Consider the following 24,776-nt stretch of genomic DNA (forward strand, 5'->3'; position numbering starts at 1 on the left):
GTTTTGTAAATATTTGCAACAGATCAATAACACTTGGGAGAAAGCATGAACTCGCGTTTTATCCAAATTCAAAAACCCTCGACTCACACAGGATTAGAACTTGCTGCGCCTGCAACGATTCCAAGACCTGCGGAACTCAGTAAGCGCGACTGGGCAATCTTTTTGCTTCATACCGCTGCTGAAGTTGAGCATGCTCTCCTGGTGCAGTATCTATACGCTGCATACTCGATCAAAAGTCAGACAATTCCAGGAACTGGCTTGTCAACTGATGATTGGTCTTACAGTATTATCAAAATTGCCAAGGAAGAGATGGGGCACCTGCTTTGTCTGCAGAATCTGTTACGCTTCATCGGAGGGCCGACAAACCTTGACCGTGAAGATTTTCCGATTCGGTCACAATTTTATCCTTTTCCATTCATGCTGGAAAAATTCAGTAAAGAGTCACTTTCAAAATATCTTTTCGCAGAGATGCCTGAAGATACAAGCGGGTCAACGATTATCACACCTGAGGAAATTGCGGAGATTCAACTACGTGCCCAGACCGCTGTCGGGAGTTCAGGGGTCGGTTTTCTCAACCATGTGGGAATGCTGTTCAGAACGTTGATCACTGTATTCAGCGACCCTGAACTGGATGATTTTCCTGGACAGTTACCGTTTCAGGCACCCGCGAAAAAGCCCTGGACAACTACGAATGACAAGCAGACAGCCCCTGACCAGATGCCGAAAGGGGTAAAAGTTTTCCGCATTAATTCCAGAGATGATGCTATTCAAGCGCTATCAGCCATAGCACGTCAGGGGGAAGCAGCTAACAATGATAGTGAGTTGATGGATTCACACTTCGGAAGGTTTCTGAGTATCTATCGTGCATTTCCCGATAATTTTGATCCTTCCTACCCGGTTGCTACCAATCCGAATACGAATCTTGTGCAACCGAATGCGAGTACGATCACTGATGCGACAACGCTGTTATGGGCGCACCTGTTCAATGTAAGATATCGTATTCTTCTATCATTCATCGGACATTCGATACTTGTTCCCGCTACACTTCCAAATGAGCCGGACAAACTGGATCCGAACAGTGGTAATTCACTACTTGTTGGATGGATCTATACAGAAATGGTTTACGCCACAGGCTCACTACGTGAGATCGCCATTCAGCTGGCGACTCTGCCACTTGCTGCAGGAGGCACTGATACTGCCGGGCCACCATTCGAACTGCCTTACACACTGGTAATGCCTGATCATGAATCAGATCGCTGGCGTTTACACCGAGATTTAATTAATGCTTCCAGAGACATCCTCAATGAAATCATTTCAGGGGATCCGCAATCTGCGATTGCAAATGACATTTTGACGATCGATACTGCACGATTAACAGAAATTGAAGCTCGAATTTAACTTTTTACACGGAGTAACTCATGTCGAAGACTTATAAGATTCATCCCGCAATCGGATTCGCTCGTGTAGGAACGAGTGGTGAATATTTTAATGGCCCGGAAATCCCAGGCGAATTTGCACAGCCTAACAACGGATCATATCGTGATGCGAACAAAGAACTTTGCAGACAGGCATGTACTTTCAAGATATTTGAATATGACGAAACGCAAAATCAGCCAGAACTGATTGAAGTTGGTGGAACAATTCAAAAAATCGAGTGGTCAGTGCACCTGATGAATAAAAAAGCAGTGTGGTATCAATTTGCAGGTGTTGTCGGTGAGGGCCCGACTGGCTACCCTGCAAATCACCCATTGCGAAATGCAGCGATCACCAATCCAGCCGAGCGCATTAAGAAACTGATTATAGATCCCCTGCAGCGTACGATCATCGCAGACGGTTCTCCAGCAAGTCATGAAATTGAACGCGGAACGAGCACCATCCCGGGCAATGAAACATGGCCACCGGTTTTCACTGGTGGAAAGAGAATTGATTCCCTGGGTACTTTATTTGTGAATTTAAAAGGTTTTCTTACAGTGGCAGGAGGGTATGGGAAGTCCGGTACTCCAGGCCCTTTACCGCCTAATGGACAACTGAATTATGACAATAATGATAACTGGTTTGATGACACTTCAGATGGTTCCGTCACTGCAAAGCTGCATGTATCCGATGGAACAACTATTCAAGTTGATGCCCCTGCCTGGCTCATCGTCGGCCCGCCTGACTACGCACCGCCAATTGAAAACCTGGTAACGGTATATGATTTACTGTACGATCTCGCACTTCGGAAGCTGGGATTGGATGCGACGATTTATAATGGCGCATTTGTTGGCGGGGCAGGTGGATACCGACCTTCATTTACTAAGGACATATACCCGATCTTGCGGCGTGCATTGGATTATCGTTTCGTGATTAAAAGTGCGTCACCTCACCACAGCGGCGGAAATTTTGATATTGTCAGTCTTGCATCTCCGCCAGCACCTGGTGAAGACCCAACAAGCAACATTCGCTCAGACATTTTCGACCGACTCCGTGACCCAGATAACTTGAACGGGCCAGGATCAAAAAACATGCCCAGACTGCACAACGATGGAGTTGATCAGAATCCGCCTCAACCTGAAACTCGGAAATTCACGATTACCCGGTTTCAATATTTTGCCATGAAGCAATGGGCTGCCGGGTGGTTCGTTAGTGATTGGACAACGCCAGCTCCTGTCCCCGCGCTGACTCCGACTGGCATGGATCAGGCCGCAATGGAGGCCGCTTGCGGCGGTTCATTCTTCCCCGGCATGGAAGGATCCTGGATACTTCGTGATCCCAGAATATATCACACCCCCTTTGATTTCCGGTTTAAGCATTTATCAATTGAAGGTGTCGACGGAGTGACTCCCGGGGATGTTACGAAGCGCATGGCTTTGCCCTGGCAAGCCGACTTCCTCAAGTGTGGTGATTCATGGTGGCCCGCTCAGAGGCCAAATCAGGTGAAGAGAGGATCGAGCTCGCAGGAATGGGCATCTGGAATACTCAATCATGTGCAGCTGGTTGATGTCTGGTCTCAGTTGGGTATCGTAGCTCCAGACCCATCGAACCCGGGCGAATATATTGAAACCGAACGCACATTACCTTAATTCGTTGATCTGACTTTGTGAATTGATAATTATCATCAATCGAAATTAGCCTTTTCAGGTCATGCCATCAATCTCCGGAATGCAAACAATATATTTATGTTCAGTTTGGTTCTTTCATGTGAGATCTGTACGCTTCGTATTGCTTTGAGGGAGTTTTTGATGCCTGTTGTCGTAAAACAAATTGTTACTGGCCTGAATCGTCCCGTATTTGCCTGCTCGCCGCCCGGTGATTCTTCTCGACTCTTTATTCTTGAACAACGAGGTGAAATTAAAATCCTAGATCTGACTGCATCGCAACCTCTTTTGAAAGCAACGCCCTTTCTCACTCTGAGTTCCCTGGCAACCGGGAACGAACAAGGGTTGCTAGGCCTGGCATTTCATCCACAATATGCGACGAATCGAACTTTTTTCATCAACTACACCGAGCCTGGTGGTGCGACAATCATTGCTCGCTACACTGTCAAAGCTGCTACGCCCGATCAGGCGGACTCAAGCAGTGCAATTGTGGTGATGAAAGTTTTACAACCGTTTGCCAACCACAACGGCGGTTGGCTTGGCTTCGGGCCAGACGGATTTCTTTACATCGGCCTGGGTGATGGTGGTGCCGGGAACGACCCGGGCAATCGTGCACAAAATCTGGGAGAACTGCTTGGCAAGATGCTGCGAATCGATATTGACGGCGATGATTTTCCAGAGGATACAAACAAAAAATATGCGATACCTTCTACAAATCCATTTGTCAATAATTCCGGCTCCATGAAGGAAATATGGGCATATGGCCTGCGCAATCCGTGGCGTTGTTCATTTGATCGAACATCTGGCGAGCTTTATATTGCGGATGTTGGACAGGACGATTGGGAAGAAGTGAACGTGCAACCACCGGGCCAGGGAGGACAGAATTACGGTTGGCGCCTGCGAGAAGGTTTCCACGACACAGGCCTTGGTTCCGCAAGCGATGTCGTGTTGACTGACCCAGTACACGAATACGACCACGGAGAAGGAATTGCCATTATCGGCGGTTATGTTTATCGTGGAACGAAAGTGCCTGATCTGGTTGGCAAATACCTGTTTGCAGATTTTACCGGACCTATATGGATGCTGTCATTTGCTGATGGAAAATGGGCAGTAGGAGAGAACATTCAAAGTACTTTGTTTCCGGATGGAAATGCTCCAAAGTCGATCACTTCATTCGGGGAAGATGCGAATGGTGAACTCTACCTGCTGAATCAATCTCCCGGGACGATCTATCGTTTTGAACAGATTTGAAAGAGCCACTGTTCAGATTCAAACGACATCGAAACAACAATTTTTCAAACGAGATATGTTTGACGGAAAAACACGTTTATCCGAAACGGAGTGGTTGTGAAAGAGATTCTTATACTCGGTTTAGGCCCAGCCGGTTCGGCGGCAGGTCTGACAGCTCTCTCTGCAGGTGCCTCAATTACAATGCTTGGTCGCGAACCACCCGCCGGCCCGCGTGTAGGCGAAACGATTCCTCCACAAGCCAACATGCTCTTAAGTTCGCTTGGAATTGATAATCTCGCAGCAGATGGACATCTGCCTTCGCATGGCACAGTTTCAATTTGGGCGGATGCGGAACCTGTAGAAAACGACTTCATCTTCAGCCCCTATGGACATGGTTGGCATCTAGATCGAGCAGCCTTCGACGCCCGATTGCTGAAAACCGCCTCAGATCGAGGCGCGAATATTTTCTCTGGCACGCGGCTTCTTTCCGCACGACATGTAGAACACAAGTGGATGATTGTCGCAGACCAGGGAGACAGGCAAGTCAAATTTCAGGCAGATTTTGTTCTCGATGCCACAGGACGTTCCTCCTGGTTTGCTCGTCGACAAGGAGTCACTCGGATACCAAGCGATCGACTAGTCGGCATCGTTGGCTTTTTCGACACAACTGAAGAAAGTGATGCACGTACGTTTCTCGAAGCGAGCGAAGACGGGTGGTGGTACGCTGCACGTTTGCCTGGTTGCCGAAGTGTGGCTGCATTCATGACTGATGCCGATATTTTGGCCGGCTATCCAGGCGGTGCAAAAGCAATGTGGCAAAATCGTCTCCAACAAGTTTCTTTGACCACTCCGTTTGTCAACAAAAATATCGATGCGCTACGAGTGATACCTGCGAATGGCGCTCGGCTGTCCTGCGTTACCGGGCCCGGTTGGGCGGCGATTGGTGATGCTGCAGCGTCCTGGGATCCTCTTTCTTCGCAGGGTATTGTGACTGCGATTGAAGGTGCCAATAGATGCGTAAGTGCATTGATGACTGAACCTGAGGAGTTGAACGAGTATTTGGACTGGTTTGAAACCGCATGGGCAGACTACTCTCGGATACATCGCGTATATTATAGTCAGGTTCGCCGATGGCCGGATTCAGTATTCTGGCGCCGGCGATCGCTACGTGATGATCTCTGGTAGGGTATGCTCCTGCTGTGATTTCTAACGCCAGACTTAGTTTCAATGGCCTTTAATCGGCTGCATGTGATTGAGACAGAGATGTTACCGTTTTAAAATGGTCTAGAGCATACAATCGAACCAGTGTGTGAATCAACCATTCCGGTGGGAGTGGTAACTCAGCCAACGGCAGTTGGAGTTCCCGTTGCCAGCGATAGCAACCGGGAGTCACCACGGAGGGGGAGACCACCAGGTAGCCGCCTGCACGCGTGCGCGGCGTTCCGTAAGTAACTCGTCAGCGGTGTACGATTTTAGATCGATTTTGGACGCGGATTTGGCATTCTCCTGGAGTAACGGTTAACAGATTACAAAGAACATTCCAAAAACGGGACGACGAAAGCAACGTTCTGGGGTACTACATTTCTGGCATGCCAGCGTCCATCCAGGCTTTGAATAGGTCGATATCAGCTTGTGGCCAGCGGCCTTGGGGTGGCATCAGCCCTTCGTCCAGTTGCTGGAAGATCGACGCGGCAAGTGCTTTGACATCATCGTATTTGGAAAGGTCAAAGTTTCCCACTGCCTTCATGCAGGCAACATCGGAAGGAGTAAACAACGGACGGATGTTCGTTGCGAACGTCGGTGCCTGCATTGGTGGAGTGACTGGCGGAGCCACCGGAGGCGTTACTCCGCTTCCAGATGGTATCGGGTCTCGTTCTCGATGCAGACCTGGATAGGGAGGTACGGAGTCGGGACAATTCCGCGTGATCCATCCTTCGATGTAGTCGATCCGTGATTTAGGAACGGCGGGACGCTCACGGGGCATTTGCCCAAGTGGATCGGAACCTCGAAGGACTTTGAGAATTCGAGAGTCATCTGGATGATTGCCAATCACCCAGTTGTTTTGGGCGGCCTTGAAGGCGGCAAGATCGCTCTCCGACCAAAAGTTTCCATGGCGACCAATCGTGAACCCACGCACCGCCTCTTCCAGAATCCGGACCACCTTTGGAAAATCCTGTGACTGCGGCGGTAGCGGGCGACCGGCGACCAGTTCGACCATGATCTTCTGGTCGGCCTCGTCGGATGCTTTCACGTCGATCAGAAATCCGTTGTCCTGATCCGCCGTCTCGGCGAGTAACTCATCAATCAGCCGAACCGCTGCCTTCGAGGTGTCTAAGTGCATCCGCCAACGGTTCGCCTCTCCGTCCGGAATCTGTGTCGTGTACGGTAATTCAAAGGGCGGCCCAGCGCGATGTGCGTCGGCATCCGAGCCTTTGGGAAGAGTCACCAGCTTGCCGGCAAGCTTTTTCAATCGCCGCATTTCGTTAAATACGCCAAGCAACAAATAGCCCCGTGCCGTCCTGTCCCCATTGGCATCGTATCGGGCAGTGTCAATCCGCAGGAAGTGATGTAACTGAGTCAATAAGATCTTATAACGCAGATTGAACAATTGCGCCCAGCGTCGCGATCGCTGGTTCGTGATCCGCCCTGACTGCTTGAACGATTCCAGCCCTGAATCAACCATTTTGTGATAAGGCACAGAGAATGATTCCTCACTCGTATTCGGGCAGACGGGCACATTATGAACGGGCACTGCACCTTGGAGTTCCGTCAGGTCTTTGAATGTCTTGTACGCCAGCAGGAACCATTCAAAGTGTGACTCATCCTCGTCTGCGGACGGGGCAGGTTCCGCATCGACTCCTTCCCCCTGTTCCGCAATCGCCTCCAGGGCGGCCACGGCATCAGCCCGCAGCGTCGCGGGGTCACTACCCGAGAACTGTCTGACTAAAGACTGGACAGCCTTGATCGCCTCTCCGTCGAACGGCCTCGTCTTTGGATCGAAGCCCCAGTCATCCCAGCTGGCCTGAAAATCCGCAGTACCGGGTCGAAAATCGTCGTCACGCAGTCCGCCGTCGGCTTCGCCATGCCGAAACAGCCACAATAACCGCGCAAAGATGTCACCCACATGCGACGGGCAAATCCCGTCGTTCGACGCCTTCGCCTGATCGGTGACGGTTCCCATGATCATTGCCTTGTCGGCATCCGAGATCGAGCCATCATCGGGGAACCGGCGGGGACTCTCTGCGATCAGATACTTCGCGAGCGAGCCGAGCGAGACCGGCTCCAGCTTGAACCGAAACGGCAGCAATTCGCTCGCAAATGGAGAGTGCTCCCGATCAAGATGCAACGGAGCTCCGAGCAGTTGCAACAGATTCTGCACACTCGCTAGGTGGGCCATCTCTTCCCTGGCGATGTGCAGCAAGAGATACCGCAGCAGGTCCACCTTTTCCTGCTTCGCATCGCGATCCGGATCGTCTTCCGCCGGATAGGCAATCGAATAGGCCGCGTATAGGTACTGCACCATCAACGAGTGCTCGACTTCGGCCGTCGCATGGAGCAAGGCGACTGCCTCGTCCCGAGGCTCAAGCTTCGGATTAGTCATCGGTTCCTGTCCCGGGTTCGGGAGCGGAGCCCAGGTTCCAGTACAATTCGTCACAGGTATCACCAAGGCCGCGACATTTGCGACGGCAGCCTCTGCCCTCGCCTCGGGAACAGATAGACGCCTACGGATGATGGATCGCAATTGCATGATTTCTTTCTCAGCTGAACGTTATAGCGATGATAGATTCGAGAATTCACTTCCCGGATGGGTTTAAGTTGTTGTCATCTTTTGCCCAACAAGCGGCTACTGCTAATGCAGTCTTGCCCAACGACGTAGCAACTCGCGTTTGCCGTCCGACAGGTCTCGAGTAATTGGCATGTACCTCGCCGATTCAAACATCGCAGGATCCTTGCTGGTCACCTCAACAATCGTTGCTGCAAGCGCCTCCATTAATGCCTGATCATTAAGTGGCAATCCTCTCTGAGTCATCACTGGGCTGATCAGATCCCAATGCCGCAAGACGGTATTGTAAATAAACTCCCATGTGAGCTCGGAATCAGAGGCGTTGTCATTCAAGTCCATGTCAGTCGGAAGCGTCCGTGTACTGAAGAACTGGTCGCTCATAATGTCAAGCTGCGGCGGCAAGCTCGGTACCAGGGAGCTTGCCTCGTACGGCTGCATTCGATAATCGAGTGGACCGAGTTCCGAATGCTGAACTGTAATTGTCATATTGCCATCCGCATCCACGGAATGAACCGTCTCTGGATCTGAAGTTCGAGCCACGCCCCCACCCGGACCGACTCTGTAGCTGCCAACCACGACATTTGTTGATACGGACGGGGGCCTACCGTGATCAAGGACACGAACAGTCACTGAATGCGTTTCATTCTGATTCAGGTAGACATCGCGCCTGTCAACTACAGCTGTGTAACGCTGTTCACGAAGTAACTCGACGCGTTCGCCATCGATCGTCGACGAAATCACCAATTCACCACTGCGAACCAGATTTGCCAAATCCAAGGCAACTGCGAGTTCGACAATTCCACCTCGCGATTCATACGCCACCTGCCCATAGTCAGAAAGGTTGATCTGGCCAATATCAACTGCAGTTCCGGCTGCCTGTACCGACACAATCAACGGTCCAAGATCCAGTTTCTCCAAATCGGCATTGACTTCAGGAATCACATGCAAGAAATCAATCACCAAATGTGTGTCAGAAATCTCGAAAACTGCTGGCCCACAAGGAACTCCTACTCCCGGAATTGGATTCGAAGGAGTAAGGTATCGGCCCCCAGGCCAAGTCGCCGCTTCATCGTGTTGCCACAGCCCAATCGTTCCAACAACTCGAGAATAGGCTGGGTTCGAGAAGTAATGACCTTGCTGGTGCATCGCCGCGAGCTCGGCAACCGTGCGAGGTTGATGTGGAATGGAATTCAGAATTCCATTCTGAAAATACAGCGTACGGTAGGTTGCAAAACGGAGCATCAGTCCTGCGATGTCGTCTTGTTCCTCCATCACTTCTTTGATTTTGGCCAGGAGCGGAGACTGGTCCGTTCCATGTAATTCAAATGTTCCTTTTGGAAAGGTTGTCTGCCAAACAACACCAGCTCCCCCCGCACTTGGGAGTCCTCCGATGTTTCTGCTGAAATTGATCCACCGTGAGTGCATCGTGTGAGTTCTCGTCGCCGAGAGCCCGAGTGAGGAATCACCCAATGAAAAGCGATCAAAGTAAATCTGAGAATTCCAGACAGCGCGAGGGTCAAGGTCAACGAGCTTGCCATTCAGTGTTAGCGCGTGTCCGAACAACGGATCGGAGTCCAACGGCAAGCTGCCTGGCCCGAAAGATCCACCTACGACCCGCGTGTTGTCCTCCGCGCGCGATGGATCGCTATATCGTTCGAACTTTGCGTCGTGACTGCCAAAGAGATTCCAGATCCCGAAGCCCGGCAGACCAGAGATCAGATGTGCTGGAAACGTATCGTTAGTAACGCCAGAGGGCAGAATGACTTCTGCACGAGCCGAATCGAACAGATCTGCGTTGTTGTTGGCCAGCCCCGGATCCCAGGACATGGTTCCTCGAAAATAGATTCGCGTAGAGTTCAGGACGCTCATGATTGCTCTTGTCTTTCGGGGATAGGAAATCTCTTATCAGTCTCAGATCACAAACGTTTCGCTTTCAGGTTGGATGGTGACAACTTTTTGAAAGCGAGTCATTATCAGGCTCCTTACCAATGCTGGATGGATTAACAGGGTCCCTTGACCGGTTTGAGAGAGAGATTAGGCAACAGATACGAAGGCACAACACCCGATGTGTTGTTGATGGGGGGTAAGGTAACAGTTGTGAATTGTGTCTGTCAAAGTAAATTATCGGAAAAAGAAAAATATTCTGAGAAATTCTTTCTTTTGAGTGAATTTTGTTCAGGTATAGCTCAATTTTCAGCCAAGACCCCTTCCAGTTGCTCCGAGAGTGCCTGCCAGTCGAAACCCAGGCCCGAGAGGTCGTATTCGAGTGCCACCAGATTCTGGACCTGGGAGGCAGATCGGCCACCGTTGGATCATTGCGGAACTCGTAGTCGTGGGCCGCACGGAGAAGGGTGTCCTGTTGGCTGGGGATCAGGTCCAACGCGATCACTGGCACTTCGTTCAGTTGCAACCGGATCGCGGCCTGCCAGCGAGGGAGGCCAAGAAGCACCTCATCGCGGGTGTTCACTACTATTGGTGGACGGATTCCCCACCTGCGGATCACTGTACAAGTTTCCTGTACGGTTGCCTCCGGAATCGATGCACTTCCAGGTGCGGGGTGCAATTCTGAAGGGTTTCTCATTTCGATATTCATTTTACTCTCACTTTTTATCCAGTGCCACCAATTGCGATTATTCGATTCCTGTGGCGATATTTCTATTTTTTTGATGAAGTTGTCGATTAAGTGATAATATTCGATCCTGATTGATCTGATTGCGATTCTCCTGCCTCCGGTAGTGCCCGATGAACATTTTTCAGGTTTCCATTTTTTTTCTCCAAAAAAGAAAGTGTGTCTGGATACCCGATAGCTCCCGGTGGCCTCAAAGAGAACCAATCTGCCCGGTAGTACCTATGGCAAGCTGCAGTCGGTTGGAGCCTGCTTGACACCTTCCCGCCGTTGCAAAATAAACAAATATCCATCATTGTTTGTTGTCCCTTCGACGAATAGGTTCTTCAAAAAATCACGTTTCTGCAGAATCATCAGGCTTGCGGATATTCAGATGTCGGGATCGTTCCCGAAGGTATTCTTCTTGCATCCTGAATGCTTCATTCGCAGCCTCGTTCGAGATTGGTTTTGTGGCCTTGCGGGTGGGCTGTTCATCGTTCCAGCGTTCTTCCTGGATATACTTTGCGGGATTCGGAATCCACCGCCCATCGTCGTTTGTCCAGGCTTGGGACTGACACCGCTGTGCAAGATCTGCAAGGATCCTGGCGACAAGTTCTGGCGTCGGAGCGAGGTTGAGCCATTCACTCAGGGCGGCTTTCTTGCCTGTCTTTTTCGGGTATGAATTCCAAAAACTCTCAAACTCACCGTCTCCCCCTTCGGGGGGTATGGGGGGTGTGTTTTCTTTACTCTTCTCTTCTCTGCTCTTCTCTTCTCTGTCGTTACGTAACGTAACGTTCGTTACGCGTTTTTGGGGATCATCATTATTGCCACTTACGGCTTTTCTGGCACGATATTCCGCCTGTCTCTGAGCATTGGATTTCGCGAGACTTGCAGGCTTCACTTCTGAGTTGTAATCTGAGAAAAAGTTCGGAAAAACAAGGCGATTGTCAACAATGACGAGCCAGCCAACAGCCACCATCGCTGCACCAAATCCAGGCAAATCAGCGATGTCATCGAGGATGTCCGAATTGCCGTAAGTGAAAATTAAATTATCGCCCTCACGCTTGCCTCGATGCCGAAAAGTGCCCCACACCGTAACGAGTCCGCCAACAACAGCGTTACGGAAAACGTTACGCGTTACGTTGGCTCCGTTACGCGTTACGTTACAAATGTTACGGTCAGAATCGAATCCATCAGCCATGAGCAAATCGGCCATCAGACAGACTTTTGGGTCTCTGTAAAGGTCCGTTCGCATCTTGATCCAATCTTCGGCCACGATTCTATCTCCATGCAGGTAAGATCACCCGATTGCTTTCCGCTATTGGGTTGATGAGAAACTCAGCGGTCACTGGCACTCCTCCTGGTGGGTTCCACCGGTTCCACATGAAAGGCGAGTTCACCAAACTCTTTGCGAAGATAGCCCAGAAACAGATGATTGAGATCCCGCCCGATGGTTGTTCGGGCATCGACAATGCAGGTGTGGTGCTCCGGATCGAGGTAGTGGGCCTGGTTTACCCGCACCTGGGATTCTCCATGCAGGCTTTCCACACCCCAGATTGCCAGCAGTAAGGTGGCTTCGACATCCTGCATTGAAATAGCAGGCTGAAAACGATAGCGATACACTGATTCTGCCAATTCGGATCCTCCGCGCAAAATTCCCTCTGTAAATAGTTGTTTGCCAAACGCGCGGAGATTGACGCACGATCTGATTAATTTTCCAGATATATTTTCAGACCCGCATTTTCGAAGCGTTTTCGGAGTTGGCTGACCCGGCGTTGTAAAGTGGTGCGGGGAACTTGCAACATGCGGGCGATTTCGCTGAGAGAATACCTTTGCAAATAATTCGCGAATACCCGCAGATCTTCTGGCAGGTCAGCAAACAGTTCTTGTAAATCGAGTTTCAAATGCAGCTGATCATGAAAGATTCTTCATTAATTCGAATGTGCTCACCAGCAAGCGAAACGGTTAGCCTCGAGCAGGATGATCGTGCCCTACTTCCAATCATGGAGAGAGTGCAACCGGTCATTCGGGAGGGTTGGGTAACTGATTTAGCAAATTGGGGTGTAAAAAGATGGGTCTTTCTGCGATATCAGGGGTTCTGACAACCAAACATCGCAGGAGACCCAATAATGATTATCCCAGACACATCTTCTTCAATCAACCCCAACTTCCTGTTTGGCCTATTTGATCGACTCGCATCAGAAGTCAATCGTGCTGTACAGGAATGCATGCCGATTCGTGATTTCGAGCAACATGTTCAACAATCGGTTGCTCAAATTGGTGCTTCAGCAATCTCGTTGTACCTGGAAATGCTTGGCGATGGCGACGTGGGAGAAAAGATCCAGACAGAAACAGGTGAAGTGCTTCATCGCAGCGAAGAACCCCGACAACGGTCCATCCGAACGATCTTTGGTGAGCATCGGTTTGAGCAGTATGTTTATGGCGTCGATCTTGGCCGCAAGATTGATTTGTATCCTGTGGATGTCATGATTCAGATGCCAGCAAACACATATTCTCCGTGGTTTCGCGAGGTCATGCATTATCTCAGCACAAAGATGTCGTATCAGGAATCATCAGATGTGATTTCTTTGTTGTATCTGCAAAAGAGTCCGGTCGATACTCTGGAACGAAATATCCACAATCTGAGTGAATCTGCAGAACAGTTTCTGAATGAGATCCCAATTCCTGCACCAACAGCAGAGGGAAAGATTCTGGTGGTGAGTGCCGATGCCAAAGGAGTCCCCATGGTTCGCAAGACGAAGGCGATTCCAGCGTTTGATCAACGGTATTTTCCTGGTAATCGGCGTATGGCGACGCTGGCGACCGTATATTCCGTGAATGAATATTTTCGAACGGCTGAAGAGATTGTCGCAGCGTTATTTCGAGAAAACTCGAATCGTGAGGAGAAACGCCCCGAACCGGTGGGCAAAGTGGTTGCGGGATTTTTGTCGCAATGTGATGCGGAGGGGTGCTGATCAGAGGCACGCACCACGCGATGGTGTGGGCAGCAGAACAGGTCGAACGTCGCCACCAATCAGGTCAGCCTTTGGTACGGCTGATGGATGGTCAGACCAGTTTGTGGGAAGCATCTGATGTCAATTTCGATTCATACGAAACAATTGATATCCTGGATATCATTCATGTTGCCAGTTATGTGTGGGATGCGGCAAAAGTGTTTGAGTCTCACCGTGAACATCAGGAAGCGTTTGCTCGAGACCGCCTATTGAGAATCCTGAAGGGAGATGTGAAAAGTGTGGTTTCGGGAATCCGTCAGAAAGCGACAAAAAGCGAATTGAAAGCAGAAAAGTTAAAGAAGATTAATCAGGTTTGCAACTACTTTGAAAAGAACTACCACCGGATGAGATATGACAGCTATTTGCAGCAAGGGCTGCCGATTGCAACTGGGGTGATTGAAGGGGCTTGTCGGCACCTGGTGATGGATCGAATGTGCCGCACGGGAATGAGATGGAAAACGAAAGGGGCCCAGGCAATGCTACACGCCCGAGCAATTGATCTGGCAGGTCGAACCAGAGATTTTCATATTTACCTGGCTAACCAGGAATACCAAAGAACAGACAGGTTCCGCAAACAGCTCAATCTGTCCCACTTATTACCCTTGCCCGGATGACCGGTTGCACTCTCATGGAGATTTTGAAACAACCACGAAACAGTGCTGGTTCGATATTAGGGACGGGGCTGGTTGTCACCACTGATTTTGATCACCGGGATGACTCTAATCTGGTCATCGAACAATGGACCGCCTGGAGGACATCATGATTCCCAGTTGCTGAAACCAGATCCTGTTCTGGTAACAAAAAATTTTAGTCGGATCGAGAATCTGAAGATCGAGCATGGCATCACTTCAGTTGGAACAGCGATAGCGTAGTAATGAATTAATCAAAAGTCTGGTTTCATTCTCCATTTTAGGCTCACTGTGCTAAAACAATATCTTGCTTAATTCTAAACTAGCTGGATTGATTATGTCGCAACTTTTACCTCGGAACACATTGTGTTCAATTTTAAGTTGTATTTCAATGGTGCTGTACTGCGGCTGTGACCGAGTGGTACAGCAAAAGAGTGGTATAGGATCCAACGGATCGGGTTCTCTTCGTGTTTCAGATTCTGCCCAACCTGCAGATCCCTATCCCGACGAGATTGTTTCCTTAACACGAGATTGTGAAACACAAATAAAAGAATCTTTTAAGCAGTATCCTGGCTATAAGATCGTATGTATTTCTGTTGCGGCAGAGCGAAATTGCACTGGTTTTCAACATAAACTGGATTTATCAGACACTATTCCTGCAAATACCATTGTCAGAAATTACAACGGTATTCAGCTTGCAATTGACAAGGATGATGTTGCTTTTCTCACGGGAACCAAACTTGACTACGTAAAAGGGCCACCTGGCGGGTTCAAATTCGATCACCCTCGGCCGGACACTTCTTTATTAACAGAATACCGCTTAAAGGCTGAAGAAGCAGCGCGTTTACGACCGATCGAAGAGGCAAAAGCAAAGCAGATCGACCCAGAAAAAGCCGTTGCAGATTTACTTTCCGATCGCAGACAGCAAGCGTACGATGATTTGAGATTATGGTGGAAATTCAACCAGTCGGAAGTCTGGTCAGAATACGCCAGTCCTGTCAGAAGCGTAGAACGTTACAAGCTTCCAACAGGAAAGTCGATTACCGTTGTATTCACAGGTTCCGAAGGTGATTCAGGTAGAGGTGTTGATGTAATAGGTGACGATGGACGAAACCGCCCTATTTTTGGTGGCCACAATTACATAGAGGAACAGGGCAACTACCTGGATGTAAACGGTGATTCTATTCCCGAAATTGTCAGTGATGTACTTCAAGCAAGCGATAAAAACCGAGATATTACTGCAACTTATTTCGTGATTGTTCCACTTGATTCCGAACGTCCACTGTTGAGTATAAGCTTTGATCGACGTCAATTCAGTGGAAATTCAACCTGGAAATGGAAGCTCGCAAAAACCAAATCCGGAAATAGCGATGTTATCCTTGAGCAACAAGTAAAAAACAAATGGGTTGAACGTGCAAGATTCATCTGGTCTAAAGAGAAATCGAAATATGAAGGCCCCAGTGGATCTTCGAAGGATGGATTTATTGCCGCACCAGGCGAGATTTCTTCTGAAGAGATAGATCAGTTTTTCATCGACGCTACTAAGGAATAGACCAGTATCTTACAATTCCCTCAGCATCAAATCTCGCACACAATGTCTTCATCTGTCTGCTGTTGCCCCATTAGACATCTTCGACAACGTCTTCTCAATCAACCTCTATTCCCCTCCTGAACCGATTGATTGGGAAACGTAGATTGGGCTGGATCAGTCAGCAGTCGTATCGAAGAGAGTTGTCGAAAGTGCTTAGATACTAGCCTGTTTTTTCAACACCTCCCACATTGCCCGTTGGTTCGCCCAATCGAGGGTGGCTGCGATCGGTTGCAGTTGAGCAAGGATGATTGCGGGTCTCCCATGGGTGATCCTGGGCAGAAACAGAATCTCTTCCTGAATATCAGGTGCCAGATGAAGGAGATTCATGATTTGACTAATCCGAGCCCGGCTCACTTGGCCCAGTTCCGCCAGCTGGCGATAGTTCTCCAATTCCCCCGAGGCTAATAATTGTTCACAACGTAAGGCCAAGGCCAGCAATTTTGCTAGCCGGGGAACCCGACCCGCAGCCAACGCAGCTGGTTTCGGTCCCCGTTGCAAGCGTTTTTCTCCACCCCGACCCCAGCGGTCGAAATGAATATCGATCTCCAGTGTCATCGCCATCAATTCATCTCCGCTTGTTCCATTCTGTCCATCAAACTCGAAATCCCGGTGGGGTGGAAGGCAATCGCGATTTTGCCCCGATCGCCATCAAAGGTCACTCGTTCCACCAGCAAATGGAGCAGTTGTATCTGGTCCTGCAAGGTCAAGTGGTGCCAATAGCGGTCAAATTGCTGCAAGGCTCGCTGGATCATATTCCGATCAATCCGGTTCCATCGTCGGTTTAATGTGATTTCCTGCAGACGCTTTTCTGCGATCCGAATCCAAGCCCGAAGTTCCGTCCCGGTCTCACCTGATTGTCTCTTCAACTCCCGTTGCCAGCCTCGGATCCGGTTCTCCAGGGTCTGCTTTTCTCTCTTCCAGGCCAGTCGTTGTTCCTCATCCTGTCGCTGGATCTCCACCAGCACCTCATCGTGCAGTTGTTCATCCTGTCCCAGGATCTGCAGTTGTTGCACCACCAGGTCTTCGATCTGGGCAGCAGGCAGGGAGCCGCTGGAGCAGGTAGAACGGCCAATCTTCTGGGCAGATGAGCAGATGTAATAGCGATACCGCTTGCCACCACGTGTCGTATGGGTGGGCGTCATCGCACAGTTACAATGGGCACAATGCAGGATTCCCTTGAGCAACGCACCAAACTTGTTCCGCACCATCGCACTCGCCGTTCGACCATTCCGTTTCAAGATGGATTGCACTCGTTCCCACAAGTCGGGCTCGATGATTCCGGTGTGCTCCCCCTGATAAATATCCGTCTTATGGCGGATCTTCCCGAGATAGGTAATGTTGGTGAGCATCTTGTGCAGGCTGGTCCGAGTGAACTTCAGTCCACCCCGCAGATTGCCACCATGGGTTCGCCATTGTTTATTGACCCAGCCTCTCCGATCGATCTCCTGGACCACCGACAACAGTGATTGTTGTTCCGCATACAGTTGAAAAATCTGGTGAACCTGATCGGCTTCATATGGTTCCACCACCAACCGGGTCGCATTCGGATCAACCACATAACCGAGAATCGGATAGCCACCCGTCCACTTCCCCTTCTTGCGGGTGGCAGCAATCTTGTCGCGGGTCCGTTCGCTGATCATCTCTCGCTCAAACTGGGCAAACGATAACAGCACATTCAGCACCAGCCGACCCATCGAATTGCCCGTGTGGAATTGCTGAGTCACCGAAACGAATGCCACCTGATGTTGATCGAAGGTTTCAATCAGGCGGGCAAAATCGAGCAGCGATCTGCTCAGGCGATCAACCTTGTAGACCACGACCACATCAATGTCACCCGCAGCAATATCCGCCAGCAGTCGCTTTAAGCCGGGGCGATCCATATTGGCACCGGTAAAGCCGCCATCATCATACTTTGTGGGCAGGCAGACCCAGCCTTCACCCACCATACTATTGATGTAGTTCATCCCCGCATCCCGCTGAGCATCCAGCGTGTTGTATGCCTGATCCAGACCCTCTTCGGTGCTTTTGCGGGTGTATATCGCGCACCGCATCGTCTTGTTCATTGTTTCCCTCGTGGTAATTTGAAGAAATGAAAGCCGTTACAATGGCCGCCTGTGATCACCTTCGCGACCGCACTCAACGAACTGTAGATCTGCCCCGCATACTCAAAACCGTCGTCTCGGATCAGGACCTGCAGAACTTTCCCTTTGTAGGTGCGACTCAAAACCGTACCTGCAGGTGGCAGGCGATTATCGGGGAGTTTGATGATGGAAGGTGGTTGGGGTACCGTCGGTGGGGGATTCAAACGTATTTCCGCATCATCCGCCAGTTCAGTGGCCCGTTGCTTCGCTCGGTCGGATAGCCCACCATGAGCCCGGACCTGCAGTCGCCAGGCGATCCGTTTGATCAGCCAGGCCTTGTTATTCGCCGTGGTCACTTCACCAAACAGATCCCCATAGAGCACCTTCAACTGTTTCACTGTTTTTTGCGGTAGTTCCGCAATCTGCTGTGGCAGACTGGTTCTCATCGGTCATCTCCTTGCTGTTCAGCACTGTGGACAGGTTGCAAGGTGTGCGCGACAGTTTCAAGTCGAAATAACTGATAATCTGAACACTCTTTGCAATCACGGATGTTCCGTAAAGTGCGGGCGAGTAATTGCACAATTTGTTGCCTGCGTTGCTCCTCGTTTCGTTCCTCGAAAACGGTGTCGATCATGGTCTGCTTTCTCCATTCAGCAGCCCACGGTGAATGCCACATGGTGGCCGATCAGTCGTCTGGCATCAAAAGTTCGGGACGATTTCCCTTACCAAGATTATTTGCAAACGGAAGGGAAAATGACGCGCGGCTGTTAACTAGCGGGTGGGGCAAAAAAGAGAGATCTCAGAGATATTTGGAGCAATTTTGCCCAAAGTTGGAGATGGACCATGCCAGGAATTAAAAATAAGCTGCGGTCTCTGGAGAGATTAGAGAAGAGAGCAAAATCTGTAAGTGATTGCAAATAAAGCAGTTACGTCAGCGAAAACGTGTGCTTATATCGCTGGAATGGGGCTGTTAACTGGCTTGGATGGAAAATTCGAAGAGAATCAAATCAGCTCCCCCGGTAGGATTCGAACCTACGACCCGCCGGTTAACAGCCGGCTGCTCTACCGCTGAGCTACAGGGGAATATTTCACCTAACTGGTGGCTTTTAGGTGTCCCAAAGGAACGCCCCCACCTAAGGAAAGTAATTTTTATTTACTGCGGGTAAGTCAGCAAGGGGTCTGCGCAATAAAATCTTAACTTCTCTCTAACTGGAGTATCGACAGTATGCGTCTGGCCACTTTAGCCACACCCGATGGTGCCCACCCGGCAGTATTTCTCGATGGTTTTTACATCGATCTTGTTGCAACGGACAGCGATTTCCCTCGACAGGTTCGCAATATTATTGGCGATGAGATCATGATGGCCAAAGCAGCCGCCACGGCACAGCGTGCGGATGCGGTGCGAATCCCCGAAGCGGGGGCTCAACTTCATTCTCCCATCCACGATCCTCAAAAAGTGGTATGTGTGGGCCTTAATTACCGCGACCATGCCATTGAAAGCAACATGCCGATTCCCAAAGAACCGGTACTTTTCAGTAAATTTCCATCTTCGCTGATTGGCCATGGCGAAGCGATTGTGATCCCCAAAGACAGCACCAAGGTGGATTATGAAGCCGAACTGGTGATTGTGGTGGGCAAACGCGGCCGTCGTATCTCCGAAGCGGATGCTATGGATTACGTTGCTGGCTATGCGGTGGGGCACGATGTTTCCGCCCGCGACTGGCAACTGGAAAAAGATGGCAAACAATGGATGATTGGGAAAACTTTCGACACATTTGCACCTGTGGGGCCCCACCTGGTGACAAAAGACGAAGTGCCAGATATTCACAAATTGCAGATTTCGCTGCGTCTGGATGGCAAAACCATGCAGAACAGCAATACCGAACAGATGATTTTTTCGGTGGCACAGATTATCAGCTATATTTCGCAAGTAATGACGCTGGAACCTGGTGATCTGATTTTCACTGGCACCCCACCTGGAATCGGCCACGCACTCAAGCCACCAGTATATATGGTGGGTGGGGAAGTTGCCGAAGTGGAAATCGAAGGACTGGGCGTGTTGCGAAATCCTGTGGTCGCAGAAAAGTAACGAAAAAAGACTGAAACCAGGTGTGGGCGACCTTGTTTTCAGTCAATCGTTTCAGACTCACACTGCGTTGGCATATTCGCCTTCATAAGAGCCCACTTTCGTGGGTCCCTCATTCATTTCTTCCAACACAGCCTTCAACCGCAGCCGGGCGACGTGCAACCGACGCTTGATCGTTCCTACCGGGGTAGAAAACTCGTCGCTCATCTGCTTCAAGCTCTGACCACGCAGGTAGAACGCTTCCAGCGTTTCCCGGTCCAGTTCCTTCAACTGCTTCAGCCCTTCCCGAAGTTCGGTGCGAGCTTCCTTCCGTGCCAGTTGTTCCTGGGGGGTTTCGGTATGCCCTTCCACCGCATCCAGAACTTCTGGTTCGGTACCCGTGAAGGCCCCTTTACGGGTCTTCTTGTTGATTGCCATCCGTGCGGTAATCCGACGTAACCAGCCGGCGAAGCACCGGGGGTCCCGCAGCTGGGGCAATTTTCGCATGGCGTGCACAAACACTTCCTGCGTTAATTCCTGTGCATCCACCACGTTATTCACACGGTCCAGTGCCATTGCAAAAACAGCATTCTGAAACCGCTTCACTAATTCTCCGTACGCTTCCCGATCACCGGTTTGAGCGCGCAGAACCAAATCATTTACTTCGATCCAGGTCATGATAATACTCTGTACCGATCCTTGTTCCATGGATCGCAGGCAAGTACATCGCACTTGGGAGCGGTGCTGGGATCAGACGGCACTCTGCTCGCAGGTACTTTGCCACCCGGACCGATTCCGTAAATGGAACCACCGTGCGGGGTGCATACAAGACCACGATTGGTTCGGAAAATGTGCACCAAGCCACCGACAGGCAGGTTGGTATACGCACCGGATTTTCCGGACCGCTGTTTTTGGTTGGGAACGTGGAGTTCCCTGGCTAATTCTGGAAGGCAAACCGATATAGGTCTGCAACGCAAGTTTCGTAACTGTAAGTACTTACGAGCAGTGTAGCTATACCGACACCTTCCTTTGGTTAGGGGTTAAGGGATTCAGCTTTTCACAATTTGTCTACCAGCGTGTCTTTGCTGATAGGCGGTTCCCATGGTATGGGTGCGATGCAACGACTGGTAATCGCGCTCGCACGGCATACTGGGTATCATCCGCGATGGTGAAATCTGTTTCCCCTGTTTCAAGCCAGGTCGTTTACACTTCTCAGATCGACCGATCTGTTCGGAAGTACGTTCCATACTATCCGTTTGATCAGTATCTGTGAATGGTAAATCGGTCCACAGGAACAAGGATGCCGTTGGGCAACCACGACCCAGAACCGCTACCACGTTGCAACCGGCAACCAAATTGGCTGCGTTGAGGTTGTTCAGAACGAGGTTCAGATTCAAATTGGCCATGACTAACCCTCCGACAAGTTAGGCGTTCTTCAATTGACGCCCGAGTGTTGATAAATCGAAACGACTTTCGTTTCGCAAAAGTAAAAAAATTAAGGGTTGAACAACAAAAGTTGAGTTACTCACATTTTCACTCAACAACCTATATAACGCTATTCGTTGAAAACTTGGGCAAGATTTTCGAAAAAATGCCAAATTATTTCAAAAAAGCGTCGCTAGACAAATCTCAGACGAGGTGACAGCCTGTTTGGTTCGCAGAAAAAGTAAAAATTCAGGAAGATTTTTTTCCAGTTTTTGCCACCACTGGTAAGTGGAGTGGAATTTTTGCCAAAAATTAAAGGGAACTCATTAATAATGTCCCGATTCAAAGGAATGCTTTCAGCAGGTGATATCGATTTTGGAAAAAAGTCGAAAAAAGTCTGCATCAACACAAGTTATTGTTTGGTAATAAGTTACGTCGACTAAAAATCGCCATTTTGCCTCAATTCAGAAAAAATCTCTTACTGAACGTATGACACGTGGATATATATTTATGTGTAAATTATACCACTTATGTGTGGTACACTCTTTTGAGACATTGTGATGGAAAAGAATTTTTCTGTAACCTGTTCCAGTCTAGATTTTAATCGATGTGGATTCGTTCCACCTGCCCGGTTCAATTCAACCAACGATTTTGGTTACGTACATAAGATGAGCCATATCAGGCAAGGCGAAATCATTGGCATGAGCACCATCAGCACGTTCGATATTTTCAAAATTGGGATTGGGCCTTCCAGCTCCCACACCATGGGTCCATGGCGGGCGGCCCTGGATTTTTTAACCCGAATTGGCCCACTGGAAGCAATTACCCGCGTGCGGATTGACCTGTATGGTTCGCTGGCCAAAACGGGCAAGGGGCACGGCACCGATTATGGAACAGTAATGGGCCTTGCTGGCTATGAACCCAGCACCTGTGCCGCAGAAGAGCTTCCTATTGTAACCAACCTGGCCTGGAAAAAGCACCAGCTTCATCTTGGTGGACAACATTCCATTGAGTTTGTTCCTGAACGTGATGTCGTTTTTCATTTCGATCGATTCCTGCCCCACCATCCGAACGGGATGACCCTAACCGCTTTTCAGGGCGATGGCACATTACATGCAGAAACATACTATTCCATCGGTGGGGGATTCATTGAACGCGAAGGTGATAGCCCGCATTCAGATTCCGAGCAGAATATTCCCCATCCTTTTGCCACCGCAGCCGAACTGTTACAGCATTGTCGCACGCACGGCACCAATATTGCAGAAGTGGTGCTTCGAAATGAACATGCACTGCGACAACCCGGGGAGGTGCAACAGCAATTAACACGGTTACAGGAAGCAATGCGTGCCTGTATCTATCGTGGCTGTCATCAGGAAGGGGTGCTGCCGGGCAACCTGGGCGTAGTCCGACGTGCTGCGGCAATCGCCCGCACGTTACTGCCAAATTCAGCAAAGTTAACAATCCAGGAATGGTGGGCAGCAATTGGTGCATCTGGCCAGCAGTTTTCTAAGGTATCGTTATGGATCAGTTGCTTTGCATTAGCAGTGAATGAAGAAAATGCAGCGTTTGGTCGCGTGGTTACCGCACCCACGAATGGTGCTGCTGGTGTGGTGCCGGCAGTGTTCATCTATCAGCAACTATTTTACCCAGCCGATGAAGAATCTGCAGCCACTTTTCTGCTGACTGCAGGTGCTGTTGGCAGCTTGTTCAAAACGGGTGCTACCATTTCTGCCGCGATGGGTGGTTGCCAGGCAGAAATTGGTGTATCCAGTGCCATGGCGGCAGCAGGTCTGACAGCTACTTGTGGCGGCACACCGGAACAGGTGTTGATGGCTGCCGAAATTGCGATGGAGCACCACCTGGGCCTGACGTGTGACCCCGTTGGCGGCCTGGTTCAGATTCCCTGTATTGAACGGAACACCATGGGAGCGATCAAGGCTATTTCTGCCAGTCAACTGGCCATGAACAGCGACCCCTCCAAAGCACTAGTTTCGCTGGATGCCGTAATCCGCACCATGTGGGAAACTGCACGCGACATGGGTACCAAATACAAGGAAACTGCAGAAGGTGGCCTGGCACTGCAGATTGCAGTGAATGTGAGTGAATGTTAGATTGACTTATGAGCCCACAGCACAGCTTTAACCGCAACTTTTGTTCAACTTCAGGAGAAGCTACCAATGAGTACCGATACACCCATTCGCCTGACCCAACTTGCCAAGCGTGCGGGCTGTGCAGCCAAGCACCCACCCGGATTTCTGCTGCCGTTGCTTGGGCAATTGCCAACGATTATCGATCCGAATGTGCTGGTAGGAAGTGCTACTGCAGATGATGCTGCAATTTACCGTTTGAGTGATGATCAGGCGTTGGTGTTTACTACCGATTTTTTCACGCCCATTGTGGATGAGCCATTCGATTTCGGTCGCGTGGCTGCCGCCAACGCATTGTCTGATATTTACGCAATGGGTGGAAAACCACTAATGGCACTCAGTATCGTGGGCTTTCCAGATTCGCTGCCTGTTCATGTACTTGGCGAAATCCTGCAAGGTGCCAGCACCATTGCTGCGGAAGCTGGCATTGCTATCGTTGGTGGTCACACCATCAAAAGTGAAGAACCCATTTTTGGCCTGGCTGTCATTGGTACTGTGCATCCGAACAAAGTGCTGAGCAATCAGGGGGCCCAGCCTGGAGATCAGTTGATTCTGACGAAACCACTGGGCCTGGGAATTATTTCCACTGCGGCAAAGAATGACAAAGATCTCCAGGGGGCAATTGTGCGTGCCATTGAAGTGATGACCACGTTAAATCGCACTGCTGCCGAAGTGCTGACCCAGTTTCCAGTACATGCACTTACCGATATTACGGGATTTGGTTTACTGGGCCACTTGCGAAACATTACCGCAGCCAGTGGCTGCGAGGCAACCATCTGGGCGGATGCCGTGCCGATTTTGCCTGCCGCACGGACGTACGTGGCACAAGGTATTGTTCCAGGTGGCACTCGTGCCAATCGTAGTTTTCTGGTTGATTGGGTGAAATATGACCCCACCCTGGGTGATGAGATTCAGTTACTTCTTAGCGATGCCCAGACTTCAGGCGGTCTACTGGCAGCAGTGCCGGATAAAAACCTGTTGCAGGTGCTCCGTGCGTTGACGGAAGCTGGCCTGCAACCCGCCCACGTGGGTGAAATCAGTGGTAAGGGTTCCGGGCAGATTCATGTGATTCCACGACAGGTGCTGTAGCTACCAAAATCAGATTGAAATTGATTCTTTCTGAAAAAG

22 protein-coding genes and 1 tRNA gene are annotated in these 24,776 nt (G+C 50.0%); 11 read left to right on the plus strand and 12 right to left on the minus strand.

What is annotated here, in order from left to right; all coding sequences use genetic code 11:
* Positions 1 to 45 precede the first annotated feature (45 nt).
* The 4 genes from R3B84_13455 to R3B84_13470 all read left to right on the plus strand — a co-directional run bounded on the left by R3B84_13455 (position 46) and on the right by R3B84_13470 (position 5,492).
* Positions 46 to 1,398, plus strand: a complete 1,353-nt coding sequence (locus R3B84_13455; GenBank protein MEZ6141573.1) for a ferritin-like domain-containing protein — start codon at positions 46 to 48, stop codon at positions 1,396 to 1,398.
* Positions 1,399 to 1,418: 20 nt separating this feature from the next.
* On the plus strand, positions 1,419 to 3,062 hold the full coding sequence (locus R3B84_13460; protein ID MEZ6141574.1) for a LodA/GoxA family CTQ-dependent oxidase: 1,644 nt from the start codon (positions 1,419 to 1,421) through the stop codon (positions 3,060 to 3,062).
* Positions 3,063 to 3,221: 159 nt separating this feature from the next.
* Positions 3,222 to 4,328, plus strand: coding sequence for a PQQ-dependent sugar dehydrogenase (locus R3B84_13465; protein ID MEZ6141575.1), 1,107 nt, complete (start codon positions 3,222 to 3,224; stop codon positions 4,326 to 4,328).
* Between the two features lie 96 nt (positions 4,329 to 4,424).
* The gene (locus tag R3B84_13470; GenBank protein MEZ6141576.1) at positions 4,425 to 5,492 is read left to right on the plus strand and encodes a tryptophan 7-halogenase; all 1,068 of its coding nucleotides are present in this window, start codon (positions 4,425 to 4,427) and stop codon (positions 5,490 to 5,492) included.
* A gap of 391 nt (positions 5,493 to 5,883) precedes the next feature.
* On the opposite strand, the gene R3B84_13475 is transcribed toward R3B84_13470, so the two are convergent.
* On the minus strand, positions 5,884 to 7,908 hold the full coding sequence (locus R3B84_13475; protein ID MEZ6141577.1) for a ferritin-like domain-containing protein: 2,025 nt from the start codon (positions 7,906 to 7,908) through the stop codon (positions 5,884 to 5,886).
* A gap of 249 nt (positions 7,909 to 8,157) precedes the next feature.
* Positions 8,158 to 9,918 (minus strand): hypothetical protein, encoded by a 1,761-nt coding sequence (locus R3B84_13480; protein MEZ6141578.1) that lies wholly within the window; start codon positions 9,916 to 9,918, stop codon positions 8,158 to 8,160.
* A gap of 439 nt (positions 9,919 to 10,357) precedes the next feature.
* Between R3B84_13480 and R3B84_13485 the strand changes: the two genes are divergently transcribed.
* Complete coding sequence (locus R3B84_13485; GenBank protein MEZ6141579.1) at positions 10,358 to 10,660, plus strand: hypothetical protein; 303 nt, start codon at positions 10,358 to 10,360, stop codon at positions 10,658 to 10,660.
* Positions 10,661 to 11,051: 391 nt separating this feature from the next.
* On the opposite strand, the gene R3B84_13490 is transcribed toward R3B84_13485, so the two are convergent.
* From R3B84_13490 to R3B84_13500, 3 genes are all read right to left on the minus strand, one after another.
* Complete coding sequence (locus R3B84_13490; GenBank protein MEZ6141580.1) at positions 11,052 to 11,972, minus strand: hypothetical protein; 921 nt, start codon at positions 11,970 to 11,972, stop codon at positions 11,052 to 11,054.
* 62 nt (positions 11,973 to 12,034) lie between these two features.
* Positions 12,035 to 12,331, minus strand: a complete 297-nt coding sequence (locus tag R3B84_13495) for a hypothetical protein (protein MEZ6141581.1) — start codon at positions 12,329 to 12,331, stop codon at positions 12,035 to 12,037.
* 74 nt (positions 12,332 to 12,405) lie between these two features.
* Positions 12,406 to 12,600 carry a helix-turn-helix domain-containing protein gene (locus R3B84_13500; protein MEZ6141582.1) on the minus strand — a complete coding sequence of 65 codons (195 nt, stop codon included), beginning with the start codon at positions 12,598 to 12,600 and terminating at the stop codon, positions 12,406 to 12,408.
* A 225-nt stretch (positions 12,601 to 12,825) separates the two neighbouring features.
* Between R3B84_13500 and R3B84_13505 the strand changes: the two genes are divergently transcribed.
* From R3B84_13505 to R3B84_13515, 3 genes are all read left to right on the plus strand, one after another.
* A complete protein-coding gene (locus R3B84_13505; protein ID MEZ6141583.1) occupies positions 12,826 to 13,671 on the plus strand; it encodes a hypothetical protein in 846 nt (281 codons plus the stop codon).
* Complete coding sequence (locus R3B84_13510) at positions 13,665 to 14,324, plus strand: hypothetical protein (protein ID MEZ6141584.1); 660 nt, start codon at positions 13,665 to 13,667, stop codon at positions 14,322 to 14,324. Before R3B84_13505 ends, R3B84_13510 begins: the two co-directional genes overlap by 7 nt.
* A 352-nt stretch (positions 14,325 to 14,676) precedes the next feature.
* The gene (locus R3B84_13515) at positions 14,677 to 15,891 is read left to right on the plus strand and encodes a hypothetical protein (GenBank protein ID MEZ6141585.1); all 1,215 of its coding nucleotides are present in this window, start codon (positions 14,677 to 14,679) and stop codon (positions 15,889 to 15,891) included.
* 192 nt (positions 15,892 to 16,083) lie between these two features.
* Here the strand turns inward: R3B84_13515 and R3B84_13520 are convergent, their stop codons facing one another.
* The 4 genes from R3B84_13520 to R3B84_13535 form a co-directional block, all read right to left on the minus strand.
* On the minus strand, positions 16,084 to 16,491 hold the full coding sequence (locus R3B84_13520; GenBank protein MEZ6141586.1) for a hypothetical protein: 408 nt from the start codon (positions 16,489 to 16,491) through the stop codon (positions 16,084 to 16,086).
* Positions 16,491 to 17,993, minus strand: coding sequence for a recombinase family protein (locus R3B84_13525; GenBank protein ID MEZ6141587.1), 1,503 nt, complete (start codon positions 17,991 to 17,993; stop codon positions 16,491 to 16,493). Before R3B84_13525 ends, R3B84_13520 begins: the two co-directional genes overlap by 1 nt.
* Positions 17,990 to 18,457, minus strand: coding sequence for a DUF2924 domain-containing protein (locus R3B84_13530; protein MEZ6141588.1), 468 nt, complete (start codon positions 18,455 to 18,457; stop codon positions 17,990 to 17,992). The genes R3B84_13525 and R3B84_13530 overlap by 4 nt, the downstream gene beginning before the upstream one ends.
* A 565-nt stretch (positions 18,458 to 19,022) precedes the next feature.
* Positions 19,023 to 19,094: transfer RNA gene (locus R3B84_13535), tRNA-Asn, on the minus strand.
* 142 nt (positions 19,095 to 19,236) lie between these two features.
* On the opposite strand from R3B84_13535, the gene R3B84_13540 reads away from it, so the two are divergent.
* Positions 19,237 to 20,100: a fumarylacetoacetate hydrolase family protein gene (locus R3B84_13540; protein MEZ6141589.1), complete on the plus strand. Its 864-nt coding sequence runs from the start codon at positions 19,237 to 19,239 to the stop codon at positions 20,098 to 20,100.
* A 57-nt stretch (positions 20,101 to 20,157) separates the two neighbouring features.
* Here R3B84_13540 and R3B84_13545 read toward each other — a convergent pair whose 3' ends face one another.
* The 3 genes from R3B84_13545 to R3B84_13555 form a co-directional block, all read right to left on the minus strand.
* Positions 20,158 to 20,754 carry a sigma-70 family RNA polymerase sigma factor gene (locus R3B84_13545; protein ID MEZ6141590.1) on the minus strand — a complete coding sequence of 199 codons (597 nt, stop codon included), beginning with the start codon at positions 20,752 to 20,754 and terminating at the stop codon, positions 20,158 to 20,160.
* Positions 20,732 to 20,965 (minus strand): hypothetical protein, encoded by a 234-nt coding sequence (locus R3B84_13550; GenBank protein MEZ6141591.1) that lies wholly within the window; start codon positions 20,963 to 20,965, stop codon positions 20,732 to 20,734. Before R3B84_13550 ends, R3B84_13545 begins: the two co-directional genes overlap by 23 nt.
* A gap of 160 nt (positions 20,966 to 21,125) precedes the next feature.
* The gene (locus tag R3B84_13555; GenBank protein ID MEZ6141592.1) at positions 21,126 to 21,482 is read right to left on the minus strand and encodes a hypothetical protein; all 357 of its coding nucleotides are present in this window, start codon (positions 21,480 to 21,482) and stop codon (positions 21,126 to 21,128) included.
* Between the two features lie 687 nt (positions 21,483 to 22,169).
* On the opposite strand from R3B84_13555, the gene R3B84_13560 reads away from it, so the two are divergent.
* A complete protein-coding gene (locus R3B84_13560) occupies positions 22,170 to 23,612 on the plus strand; it encodes an L-serine ammonia-lyase (protein MEZ6141593.1) in 1,443 nt (480 codons plus the stop codon).
* 66 nt (positions 23,613 to 23,678) lie between these two features.
* Complete coding sequence (selD, locus tag R3B84_13565; GenBank protein ID MEZ6141594.1) at positions 23,679 to 24,737, plus strand: selenide, water dikinase SelD; 1,059 nt, start codon at positions 23,679 to 23,681, stop codon at positions 24,735 to 24,737.
* Positions 24,738 to 24,776: the final 39 nt, after the last annotated feature.

This window comes from Zavarzinella sp., from assembly GCA_041399155.1.
Taxonomy (GTDB): domain Bacteria; phylum Planctomycetota; class Planctomycetia; order Gemmatales; family Gemmataceae; genus JAWKTI01.

Bases quoted from the DNA above. Each gene is read 5' to 3' on its own strand.
- R3B84_13545 (MEZ6141590.1), bottom strand. From the start codon at position 20,754: ATGACCTGGATCGAAGTAAATGATTTGGTTCTGCGCGCTCAAACCGGT.
- R3B84_13540 (MEZ6141589.1), top strand. From the start codon at position 19,237: ATGCGTCTGGCCACTTTAGCCACACCCGATGGTGCCCACCCGGCAGTA.
- R3B84_13515 (MEZ6141585.1), top strand. From the start codon at position 14,677: ATGTCGCAACTTTTACCTCGGAACACATTGTGTTCAATTTTAAGTTGT.
- R3B84_13475 (MEZ6141577.1), bottom strand. From the start codon at position 7,908: ATGACTAATCCGAAGCTTGAGCCTCGGGACGAGGCAGTCGCCTTGCTC.
- R3B84_13465 (MEZ6141575.1), top strand. From the start codon at position 3,222: ATGCCTGTTGTCGTAAAACAAATTGTTACTGGCCTGAATCGTCCCGTA.
- R3B84_13525 (MEZ6141587.1), bottom strand. From the start codon at position 17,993: ATGAACAAGACGATGCGGTGCGCGATATACACCCGCAAAAGCACCGAA.
- R3B84_13555 (MEZ6141592.1), bottom strand. From the start codon at position 21,482: ATGGCCAATTTGAATCTGAACCTCGTTCTGAACAACCTCAACGCAGCC.
- R3B84_13520 (MEZ6141586.1), bottom strand. From the start codon at position 16,491: ATGGCGATGACACTGGAGATCGATATTCATTTCGACCGCTGGGGTCGG.
- R3B84_13480 (MEZ6141578.1), bottom strand. From the start codon at position 9,918: ATGTCCTGGGATCCGGGGCTGGCCAACAACAACGCAGATCTGTTCGAT.
- R3B84_13560 (MEZ6141593.1), top strand. From the start codon at position 22,170: ATGAGCCATATCAGGCAAGGCGAAATCATTGGCATGAGCACCATCAGC.
- R3B84_13455 (MEZ6141573.1), top strand. From the start codon at position 46: ATGAACTCGCGTTTTATCCAAATTCAAAAACCCTCGACTCACACAGGA.
- R3B84_13460 (MEZ6141574.1), top strand. From the start codon at position 1,419: ATGTCGAAGACTTATAAGATTCATCCCGCAATCGGATTCGCTCGTGTA.
- R3B84_13530 (MEZ6141588.1), bottom strand. From the start codon at position 18,457: ATGAGAACCAGTCTGCCACAGCAGATTGCGGAACTACCGCAAAAAACA.
- selD (MEZ6141594.1), top strand. From the start codon at position 23,679: ATGAGTACCGATACACCCATTCGCCTGACCCAACTTGCCAAGCGTGCG.
- R3B84_13505 (MEZ6141583.1), top strand. From the start codon at position 12,826: ATGATTATCCCAGACACATCTTCTTCAATCAACCCCAACTTCCTGTTT.